Here is an 8,730-nt window from a genome sequence, read left to right on the forward strand (position 1 = left end):
CGAATTGAACAAGGGCAGCGCATTTTGCTGGATCGGCGTATGCCGAGGGGGGCTGATCCTGTTGCTGACCCTGGTGATGTTCGCTTATTTCTGCTCGGTAGTGCGTTAGGGGCGCTGTTGCACCAGCGGCACTGGCTGCCGCTGCATGTTAGTGCGTTAAACACCCCGGCTGGCGCCTGGGCATTTACCGGCCACTCTGGCGCGGGGAAGTCAACAATGAGTGCCTGGTTGCACTATTCCCAGCAGTGGCCATTGATCACCGATGACGTGGCGGTTATTAAGCCAGATGAGGCAGAGCCGTTACTTCACCCGGGGCCTGCTAGAGCAAAGCTTTGGCGAGATGCGCTCAAGGCATTAGGCATTGAAACCGAAGGACTTGTCCGGGATTTGATGCGCGCTGATAAGTTTCACATCATGATGAATAAAGGCGCTCGTTATGATGCCCACTGTTTAAATGCATTAGTGCAGTTAGAGCGTGCTGATGAAGGGGAGGAGGCAAGTCTCAAAAAACTATCAGGGATTGAGGCTTTCAAAACGGTGATGGGCGCTCTTTACCGCCCCGAACTAGGCAGCCAATTTAATACTGATAAACAACTAATGCAGGAAGGCATCCGTTTGGCGCAACAAATCCGTGTCTATCGCTTTCGACGCCCATGGTCCTTAGATGATATGGATAAAAACCTAAAACCTTTGCTCGACGAAATTCAAGCCCAGTCGATCGCCAATCCTCAGCGCGATTAAACGTTGGACTGGGCATTCACGAGCAGTGGCTAATGCAATATCGGTACCGCTAATGCTAATTTTTTAGCATTAGCAATACCAGTGAAGTCATCCTCGATATAACTAAAAAACCCCGCCTTGCGGCGGGGCTTGTCATTACTTTTAGGCAAGTTGTGCAGTACGAACACTAACCTGATCAGGACCCAAGAGTGTCAATTATATAGCCGTTGCTTGGTGAGTCTGAGACGTCGACTACAATCGCCTCTGTACTAAACGGCGTCGCACCTTGGTAAGTCTCCCGCACTGACATAACGTTCAGCTGTGGGGCAACCCAGGCGTTTTGCTGAGCGCTTGCTTTCTGTGTGTTCATAAAAATCTCCCGGCAATGAAACATAGTAGTTGTGAGCGAAGAGGTCAGTGATGACAAACGCTTGCATGTGCAGCATCTTACGATCTTGTCACACATGGTCAGCCTGTAAGCCACTCTTTATGCTATCGCCCATACTGAGAGTAGTTTCCGTACCTCTGTATTGTCAAGAAATGTAACGTTATTGATGAGTATTAAATACATTCGAATCTTTGAGTAATCGAAAAACACACCTTAAGCATGCAGGAAGCCCCGCTGCCGCCTAGCCAATCGCATAAAAACAGTATAAAACTCATCTGGCATTGCTTATAAAGACCATTAAGCACTGTATTTATGCCAGCAAAGCAGTAGTATTGTAAATGAATGTATCAGAAGGTAATCTGTGGTAGCGTTGTGAAGCGGCCAACGAATTAAGTCTGGTAATGGATAATAAAGCGTTAGGGGAAGGAGGGGGAATGAGTGCCATCTTTGGGCGTATCAGTTTTGAGCAAAATTCGATAGCGCGTGAACCATTCGAGACAGCATTCGGCACCCTGGATGACTGGGGTAAAGATGGCCGTGGCGTAATGCATAAGAAGAACGCCGTCTTGGGGCACCAAAAACTGGCCTTGAGAGACGCTGACTCTGAAGATGTGCAGCCGCTGGAGCACTGCGGGCTATGCATCGTGGCAGATGCGGTGATTGATAACCGGCGTGATCTTTGCCGGCAGCTTGATATGGCAGCGACCAGCGGTATGCCTGACGGCCAGCTTATTGTGTCTGCCTTCTTGAAGTGGGGCAAAGCGTGTGCCCAATATCTCATAGGTGATTTTGCTTTCGCCATCTGGAACCCGCGTGACGGCGAACTCTTTGCTGCCCGTGATGTTGCCGGGGCGCGGCCCTTTTTCTACTCAAAGCAGGGTTCGCAGTTCTTATTTGGCTCCACGGTTGAGGCGATAGCCAGTTCGCCGGATGTCGACTTTGAAATTGATGAGTCTCGTGTGGCGTTTTTTTTGGCTCAGCCCCTGCAGTCAAAAGAAGACCCTTTTCTCAAAGGTATTGAGTTTCTACCGCCTGGGCATAGCCTGACCGCTTCCCGTCGTGGTGTAGACGTGAGCCGTTACTGGTTTCCAGAGCATATCGTTCAAGCGGCGCCAGCAAGCCTTGATGAGTATGCGGAGCAGCTACGAGGACTGATAAATCAGGCGGTGCAGGATCGTATATGCCTGGATAGCCCTACGGGCTCGCACATAAGCGGCGGTCTGGATTCGACGGGGGTTACGGTGCTGGCACACCGGTTTTTGCGCCAGCAAGGTCGTCAGCTCGACATGGCATACACCTGGGCTCCATCTGTTAGCGAAGACTACCCATTAGCGCAGGGGGCCTTTGATGAACGCACCGAGATCGCAAAACTGAGCCAGCGAGAAGGGTTTGAATGCTCCTTTGGCACCGATAGTGCTAGCGATTATTTTCGGTTCTTCAGGCGAAACCTAGCGTATGAAAACTCTGCCGATCTTTTTGAAGAGTTGCCCCTGATGGAGCAAGCGGCCTCACGCGGGACGCGTGTCATGCTGTCGGGATGGGGGGCAGATGAGTGTGTCTCGTTTAGCCTGCGTGGTTATCCCTCCTGGCTGCTTTCCAACCGCCGTTTCAAAGACCTGTTCAACATGGCGCGGACCTTGGGCGGAGGGCTGCGCAGACCGGGGGGCATGGCCAAATTTCTTTTTCAGACTGCGGCATTGCCTTTTCTTCCGGACTGGCTCTATGCAGCTTTTAGCCCTTATTTAAATAACAATAAGCTGCAGTGCCTTGGGCATCCCGATTTCATGAAACGCCACCCCGAGGCATGGCGAGAAACCAGCTTGGTCTGGCGCGATGCAAAAGACCCATTCTCCATGCAGTGTGCTTTGCTCCTGAACGGTCATATCGCCTCAAGGATGAGCCTTTGGTCGACATGGGCGGGCCCTCTGGGAATTCAATATCGTTACCCCTTGATGGATAAGCGACTGCTTGAGTTTTCGCTGTCACTGCCGCCCGACATGCTGTGGCAAAAGCGCCGTAAGCGCATTGTTTATAGAATGGCTATGGTTGACGCCTTGCCAGAGCGTGTTAGTAAGCATGATGTTGCCAACGAAACAAAGCGCAAGAAGATACGCTTGGACTGTTGGCAGAAGCTCGACCAGGATCATGATCAGTTTGTGAATATTGACTGCCCATGGCTAGCAACCAAGGCGCTTACCGATAAGATTAAGGGGGCTCCATCATCCCTGGAAAAGTTTGATTTACTGAGTTTTATTCCCTTGCATAGCAGTATGCGAGTGCTAGAGCTATGGCGCCATTCGGTGTCTGAAAACAAAGCAACATCAATAAGTTGATATCAGTTGAGGGACGGTACCGGTATGAGCGTAACACTGAACAATATGGTTCAACGAGATGCCGACATCTTGACCGCAGTCGTTGATGATGAAGTAGTGATGATGAGTGCAGACCAAGGCCAATATTTCGGGTTGAACTCGATAGGCGGTCGGATATGGGAGTTAACAGAAAGCCCTATCGCTGTGAATGATCTCGTTCAGAAGCTGTGTGAACATTACGCTGTCGATGTTGAAGAGTGTCAAAGCGATACGCTGCCGTTTCTCGATAGTATGGTGGAAGTCGGCTTACTACATGTGTTGCGTTAAGGGGATTTTATAGAGCCTCTCGCGGTAATGCGATGTTGTTCAATTAAATCATATTGATGGTGTTTTTCAGGCAGAGACTAACTGCATCAGTGGGTTTTCATGAGGGTATCAATTGAATAGGGTCATCGCTTTTTTCAAAAAGTCTGCCTTTTTCAAGCTTTGGTGCTTGCCTGTTTGGCTGTTGCTGGGGGTAAGTAAGGCGCTGATTTTTTTGCTCAGCTTCAGGCGGCTGGAAAGGCTGATGGGCAAAGCCCATGGTGTTAGCCCTGTGCTACCGCTTTTGACGACCTCGCAACGCAAAAGAGCGAGTCAGATTGGCCATGTCGTGCGTATGACCGCGCGTTATACACCTTGGAATTCCAACTGTTACCCACAGGCCATCACCGCTGCCCTGCTACTGCGGCTGTATAAATTACCTTATTTACTCTGTTTTGGGCTTAAGCGTAGCGAGGACAGTCGTCGTTACCTGGCGCATGCTTGGGTAGCCGCTGGTCCCGTCAATGTCACGGGTGGGTTCAGTTTCAATGCTTACACAGTGGTGGCCTGCTATCTTGAGCCAGGCTTGTCTACCGCTGAATCTTCGTGACTGAATCTTCGCAACTGAATCTTCGCAAATAGGGACGAGCTAATGATATCTGAATCTCCTGAGCAGCTCATGGCCGACCCAAGCTTTCAGCTACTGCTGCTATTATCGCGTCTTGAACTCAATCAAGAGCAGATACAGGCGGTTGATAAGCTCATTCCACGTGTGAAAGATTGGGACGCTTTTACGCGTCACGCAGCCGAACGCTTTGTGCTACCCATTGTTTATAGCCACCTTAGCCGACGGTGGAGGGATCAAATTCCTGACGCTTGTATCGACGTAATGAAGCGCTACTCACTACGCGCGCTGCAACACAATATGAATATTTCAGCTGAGTTCAAGCACCTTATCAGGCATGTATTGATGCCTCTCAACGTGCCGCATCTTTGCTTTAAGGGGCCTTCGTTAGCTTTTCAATACTACCCAGAGCCTGCGCAGCGCTTATGTCGTGACGTTGATATTCTTGTCTCGCCGGAGGATTTACCGGCCATACTAAAATATGCGCTTACCAATGGTTATAAACCCTATAATCCCAAAGCATTGACGCCGGGCGCTGAAAGCGTTGCGTTCGTGGCCCGCCACCAAAAAGTAGTCACCTTGCTCTCACCTCGTAACGTGGCTGTCGAGTTGCATACCAAGATAGACAATACCGGAAGCGTATTTAAGGCTTCGCAGATGCTAGCAAAACGCCAGCCTATTACGGTTTGCAATGTAGACACGTGTGTGATGCCCATCAGCGAGTTTTTTGTTTATCTGTGCTGGCACCATACAAAGCATTATTGGTCTCGCCTTCACTGGCTAGTGGATATTACCGCCATACAGCATCATAAGGATTTTGATCTTGATGCCGTGTTGCGCTGTGCAAAGCGTTACTCACTAGAAAGTACCGTGCATTCCTGTCTGGAAATGATAACGTTTTTTGCCAATGCAGGGGCACAGAATATTGACAGTTTGGCCCCCAATACCCAAGAGCTCGTTCGCTACTGTGTGTTGGCAATGCATGGTGATGTCGAATTTGAACATTCGTTGGGTCAGAAAAAACCGACGCCTGATTTTTCATTTGCATGGCAAACCACCACTGCGCGTATATGGCAGTGGCGTTTATTTGGCTGGAAAAGGATGTTTCGCCCGACCTACGATACTTATGTGGTATGGCCTCTTACTCGTCATTGGCAATGGGTTTATCGTTTTATACACCCATTGCATGAAGCTTATATGCGCTTAGCTGGTAAAAAGAAAGTTAATTAATGGGTGGTTTTAATTATATGGCTATGATTAATAAGTTGTTCGCATCTTTTTTATCACTGATGCGAATTCTCTCTATCTCTTGGAAGAGTAGCCGTAAGTGGACACTTCTGAGTACTTTTTTTATAGCCATAGAAATTATGTCGGGCCTTGGTGTGCTGTATCTTATAAAGCAGATGGTGGATGTCGTGACCAGTGTGCTGGCCGAACCTGAGGCCGCTGAAAATGTTGGATCTGTTTTATATTATGTTGTGCTGACTGGCTTAGGAACGCTGGTCTATGTTATTTCACGAGCGCTAGCGGGGTATTCGCGTGAAGCGCAGGGAATAATGGTCGCAGACTATGTCGAGAACATTGTTCAAAAGACCGCTATCAGCGTTGACCTTGCCTTTTATGAAAGTCCGCTTTACCACGACACGCTTGAACGCGCCCGCCAATCGGGGAGCCATCGGCCCGCCCAGGTCGCCAGTAACTTAATGCTATTGGGCAAGAACATCGTCATGCTGACGGCCATTATTGTACTACTGGGAACGATTAACTGGCGTTTACTACCGATCATTTTGTTTGCGATTGTGCCTGCGCTGATTGCAAGAATCTACTTTACGCGAATTCTGTACGATTGGCAGCGTCGCAGAACACAGATGGAGCGCCGGGCAGGCTACCTAGATTGGTTAATGACCTCCGATATTCACGCCAAAGAGCTTCGGCTCAATCAGTTAGGTGATTTTCTACGCCATAAATATAAGCGTATTCGTGATGAAATTCGAGGTGAAAAGCTTGCTATAACCCGTAAACGCACAATCGTTGAATCAGCTGTCGCGGTGGCGGCTTCGGTCATATTTTTTACATCGCTGGGGTACTTGGCTTGGAATACCGCCCAAGGGCAAAATAGTGTGGGTGATTTGGTGCTTTTTTTACTGATTTTCCAGCGTGCTCAAACCATGGGACAAGAGCTTGTTCAGCAGCTTTCCAAACTTTACGAAGACCACTTGTACATGGGTATGCTGTTTGAATTTATGGATATGCAGCATACTTTGCCAAGGCCATCGCAGCCCGAAAAAATCATCCCTTCTAATAAAGTTAATTTAAAACTCGAGAATGTCTCCTTCGCTTACCCCGGCACACATAAAGATGTTATCAAAAATGTAAATATGGAGATAAAGCCCGGGCAAATCGTGGCGTTAGTAGGCGCTAATGGGTCAGGTAAAACATCGCTTATTAAATTAATGACGCGGCTTTATGACCCCACTGAAGGAAGTGTTAAAATCAATGGTATTAATGCCCAGGACTGCGATATTGACGAGTATCGTCAGCTTTTCAGCGTGATTTTCCAAGATTATTCACACTATGCAGAATCCGTGCACGAAAATATCCGCTTTGGCCATATAAACGGTACCGATGCCGAACATACGGTACCGCGAGCCGCGGAAAACGCCGGTGCCGCGACGTTTATTGAAGAGTTGGACAATAAATACGACACGCTACTAACGCGTCTGTTCGATAATGGCAAAGAGCTAAGCGTTGGACAGTGGCAAAAAATTGCGCTGGCACGTGCCTTTATGTTGAAATCTAATATCGTCATATTAGATGAACCCACCAGCGCTATGGATCCTGTTGCAGAATCTGAGTTATTTGAAAATTTTCGCGAACGCATCAACCACCGCTCTGCATTGGTGATTAGCCATCGGCTGTCAACTATACGTTTAGCTGACTATATTTACGTAATGGATGATGGCGAAATTAAGGAATCGGGTACCCATGAGTCACTGTTTGAGAAAAAAGGTATCTACCATGACATATTTAGCCGCCAGGCTAAGTACTATCAGCACGACCTTTCGTAATTGAACAGTATGCAGTCGATACAGGAGGGCGTAGCGGGCAGGACGCTCTCACTTATTAACGGCGCTATTATGTTTGGGTTTTCCGCATCGCTTGTTTTAATACCGCAAGCGCACTGGTGGTTTGGGGTGGCTGCGCTTATATCGTCGCTATTGGCGTGTGTTGTTATGGTTAGCAATAGGCAATATCTTTTTTTATGGGCCCGTGATGACTACAAAATAGTGTCAGCATTGGTATTTTTTGGCGGTGTTTGGTGGTGGAGTGTTCTGGCAAGTGGCCAATTGCCTCTGGTGCCCTACGGTGGGTATCGACACATATATACTTGGCCGCTGTTGGCGGCTGCTTTCTTACTTGCGTTAAGGGTTTTTACCCCCTCGCCTAATTGGTTATGGCTGGGCGTTTGTTGTGGGGCCTCTGGGGCAGGTTTGGTGGCTATATATGAGCGCGCTATTGTGGGATTGGATCGAGCCGACAATGGTATCAATGCTATTCCCTTTGGTAATTTGTCTTTACTCATGTCGTCGCTTTCCCTAGTGGCGGCGATTTATTTCATCCAATCACGTCGCCGTTTCCGTTATGGGTTAACCGTTTTTGCTATTAGTGCGGCTTTTCTGGGTTTTTTAGCGTCTTTATTATCAGGAACGCGTGGTGGCTGGGTGGCAATTCCCTTTATATTCGCACTCTTGTTACCGGCAACAGCGGATATAATAGCGCCCAAAACGCGTAATATAGGCCTCTGCTTTATTGCCTTATTGGTGGTCGCTATCATCGCTTTCCCCCCATCAGGTGTATGGCTACGCTTAGCAGCTATATTTGAAAATATTTATCAGTATTTTATAAGTCATGATGCCAGTACCTCGCTAGGTGCTCGTTTTGAACTATGGCGAGCAGGGTGGTACATGTTCAAAGAAAACCCGTTCATGGGGGTTGGTGAGGGGGCTGTGAAGGGTTGGTTAAGCACGTTGGTGTCTGAGGGTGTGCTTTATGACAGAGTCGTTATTTATTCACAGTTACATAGCGATATTATCGATACGCTCGCCCGCCGAGGCTTATTAGGCGTTATTAGCCTGCTATGGCTGTATATTGCCTTTGCCTCGGTATTTGCTAAAAAAGCATTGCATGCGAGTGACAATGTGCCAGCCCGGCTTTTAGCGATTAGCGGCATGGTGGTTATCATCGCTTTTTTCGACTTCGGCCTTTCCCAGTCTATGTTCAGAGACTTAAGAGGCTTTAGCGGATTCTTAGGGTTTAGTGCTGCTGTATGGGGCTGCTTGGGCCAGTCTCAACCAGGGGCACCTAATAAATCCTGTTAGCCC

Annotated in this window: 7 protein-coding genes; all 7 read left to right on the top strand. The window is 48.4% G+C overall.

Annotated elements, in window-relative coordinates; genetic code table 11:
- Nucleotides 1–216 precede the first annotated feature (216 nt).
- The 7 genes from HVA01_RS17150 (at nt 217) to HVA01_RS17180 (ending at nt 8,727) form a co-directional block, all read left to right on the top strand.
- Nucleotides 217–741, top strand: coding sequence for a hypothetical protein (locus HVA01_RS17150; RefSeq protein WP_146876649.1), 525 nt, complete (start codon nt 217–219; stop codon nt 739–741).
- 801 nt (nt 742–1,542) lie between these two features.
- Complete coding sequence (locus tag HVA01_RS17155) at nt 1,543–3,441, top strand: asparagine synthetase B family protein (protein WP_170243546.1); 1,899 nt, start codon at nt 1,543–1,545, stop codon at nt 3,439–3,441.
- 24 nt (nt 3,442–3,465) lie between these two features.
- Nucleotides 3,466–3,747, top strand: coding sequence for a PqqD family peptide modification chaperone (locus HVA01_RS17160; RefSeq protein ID WP_146876653.1), 282 nt, complete (start codon nt 3,466–3,468; stop codon nt 3,745–3,747).
- A 166-nt stretch (nt 3,748–3,913) separates the two neighbouring features.
- Nucleotides 3,914–4,333 (top strand): lasso peptide biosynthesis B2 protein, encoded by a 420-nt coding sequence (locus HVA01_RS17165; RefSeq protein ID WP_170243547.1) that lies wholly within the window; start codon nt 3,914–3,916, stop codon nt 4,331–4,333.
- A gap of 42 nt (nt 4,334–4,375) precedes the next feature.
- Nucleotides 4,376–5,578 carry a nucleotidyltransferase domain-containing protein gene (locus tag HVA01_RS17170; protein ID WP_146876657.1) on the top strand — a complete coding sequence of 401 codons (1,203 nt, stop codon included), beginning with the start codon at nt 4,376–4,378 and terminating at the stop codon, nt 5,576–5,578.
- Nucleotides 5,578–7,416 carry an ABC transporter ATP-binding protein gene (locus HVA01_RS17175; protein WP_146876659.1) on the top strand — a complete coding sequence of 613 codons (1,839 nt, stop codon included), beginning with the start codon at nt 5,578–5,580 and terminating at the stop codon, nt 7,414–7,416. The genes HVA01_RS17170 and HVA01_RS17175 overlap by 1 nt, the downstream gene beginning before the upstream one ends.
- 9 nt (nt 7,417–7,425) lie before the next feature.
- A complete protein-coding gene (locus HVA01_RS17180) occupies nt 7,426–8,727 on the top strand; it encodes an O-antigen ligase family protein (protein ID WP_146876661.1) in 1,302 nt (433 codons plus the stop codon).
- Nucleotides 8,728–8,730 lie beyond the last annotated feature (3 nt).

This window comes from Halovibrio variabilis, assembly GCF_007991175.1.
GTDB classification, from domain to species: Bacteria; Pseudomonadota; Gammaproteobacteria; order Pseudomonadales; family Halomonadaceae; genus Vreelandella; species Vreelandella variabilis.